1 protein-coding gene is annotated in these 2,408 nt (G+C 68.0%); it reads right to left on the reverse strand.

The genetic code is table 11. The features are described from left to right. Positions 1-2,408, reverse strand: a 2,408-nt coding sequence (gene metH / locus ACFVDP_RS43865; protein WP_383503442.1) for a methionine synthase, incomplete at both ends; no start/stop codon positions are given.

Consider the following 2,408-nt stretch of genomic DNA (forward strand, 5'->3'; position numbering starts at 1 on the left):
AGGGTGGCGCCGGGGACGCCGCGCTTGACCGCGATCAGGGCGTCCATCAGGCGCAGGCCCTCGAACGCGTCGCGGGCGTAACGGACTTCGCCCTCATAGATCTCGTGCAGGTCCTGCTCGACATAGGCACGGGTCAGCGCTGCACCGCCCAGGATCACGGGGTAGTCGGCCGCCATCTTGCGCTGGTTGAGCTCCTGAAGGTTCTCCTTCATGATCACCGTCGACTTGACCAGCAGCCCGGACATGCCGATCACGTCGGCCCTGTGCTCCTCGGCCGCCTCCAGGATCGCCGAGACCGGCTGCTTGATCCCCAGATTCACGACGTTGTAGCCATTGTTCGACAGAATGATGTCGACCAGGTTCTTGCCGATGTCGTGGACATCGCCGCGCACCGTGGCCAGCACGATGGTGCCCTTGCCCTCGGAGTCGGACTTCTCCATGTGCGGCTCCAGATAGGCCACCGCGTTCTTCATCACCTCGGCCGACTGCAGCACGAACGGCAACTGCATCTGCCCCGAGCCGAACAGCTCACCGACCACCTTCATGCCCTCAAGCAGGGTGTCGTTGACGATGTCCAGCGCGGGCCGGTCCTGGAGCGCTGCGGCCAGATCGTCGTCCAGACCGTTCTTCTCGCCGTCGATGATGCGCCGCTTCAGGCGCTCCTCCAGCGGCAGCGCCGCCAGCTCCTCCGCCTTGCCCGCCTTCAGCGACTTCGCGGTGGCGCCCTCGAACAGCGCCATCAGCTTCTGCAGCGGGTCATAACCCTCGGCCCGCCGGTCGTAGATCAGATCCAGGGCGGTGGTGACCTGCTCCTCGTCGAACCGCGCGATCGGCAGGATCTTCGAGGCATGCACGATCGCCGAGTCCAGACCCGCCTTCACACACTCGTCCAGGAAGACCGAGTTGAGCACGATGCGGGCGGCCGGGTTCAGACCGAAGGAGATGTTCGACAGACCCAGCGTGGTCTGCACGTCCGGGTGGCGCCGCTTCAGCTCCCGGATCGCCCCGATGGTGGCGATGCCGTCGCCCCGGGACTCCTCCTGGCCCGTGCAGATGGTGAAGGTCAGGGTGTCGATGAGGATGTCCGACTCGCGGATCCCCCAGTTCCCGGTGAGGTCGTCGATGAGCCGCTCCGCGATGGCGACCTTGTGCTCGACCGTGCGGGCCTGGCCCTCCTCGTCGATCGTCAGCGCGATCAGCGCCGCACCGTGCTCCCGGGCCAGTGCGGTGACCTTCGCGAACCGGGACTCGGGGCCGTCGCCGTCCTCGTAGTTGACGGAGTTGATGACCGCGCGTCCGCCCAGCATCTCCAGGCCCGCCCGCAGCACGGGGACCTCGGTGGAGTCCAGGACGATCGGCAGGGTGGAGGCGGTCGCGAAGCGGCCGGCCAGCTCCCGCATGTCCGCGACACCGTCGCGGCCCACATAGTCGACGCAGAGGTCGAGCATGTGCGCGCCCTCACGGATCTGGTCGCGGGCCATCTCGACGCAGTCGTCCCAGCGGGCCTCCAGCATGGCCTCACGGAACTTCTTCGAACCGTTGGCGTTCGTCCGCTCACCGATCGCCAGATACGCGGTGTCCTGACGGAACGGCACCGTCTGATACAGCGACGCGGCACCCGGCTCGGGGCGCGGGGCACGCTCGGGCGGCGTCATCTCACGCACCCGCTCCACGACCTGCCGCAGATGCTCGGGGGTGGAGCCGCAGCAGCCGCCGACCAGCTGGAGGCCGTAGTTGATGATGAAGTTCTCCTGCGCGTCCGCCATCTCCGGCGGGGTCAGCGGGAAGTGCGCGCCGTCCTTGCCCAGGATCGGCAGACCGGCGTTCGGCATGCACATCAGCGGCGTCGTGGAGTGCTGCGCGAGGTAGCGCAGGTGCTCGCTCATCTCGGCCGGGCCGGTGGAGCAGTTCAGGCCGATCAGGTCGATGCCCAGCGGCTCCAGCGCGGTCAGCGCCGCGCCGATCTCCGAGCCCAGCAGCATCACGCCGGTGGTCTCGAAGGCGAGGGAGCAGATCAGCGGGACCGAGACACCGAGCGCGTCCATCGCGCGGCGGGCGCCGATCAGGGACGACTTGGTCTGGAGCAGGTCCTGACTGGTCTCCACGATCAGCGCGTCCGCGCCGCCCGCGAGCAGCCCCTCGGCGTTCTGCTGGTAGCCGTCACGGATCGTGGCGTAGTCGATGTGACCGAGCGAGGGCAGCTTGGTGCCCGGGCCGATCGAGCCGAGCACCCACCGCTGCTGCCCCGTCGACGCGGTGAACTCGTCGGCGACCTCACGGGCGATCCGGGCACCGGCCTCGGACAGCTCGACGATCCGGTCACCGATCTCGTACTCGGTCGCCGCCGTGAAGTTCGAGCCGAAAGTATTGGTCTCGACGCAGTCCACACCGACCGCGTAGTACGCCTC

The sequence above is a fragment of the Streptomyces sp. NPDC057694 genome (genome assembly GCF_042799415.1).
Classification (GTDB): domain Bacteria; phylum Actinomycetota; class Actinomycetes; order Streptomycetales; family Streptomycetaceae; genus Streptomyces.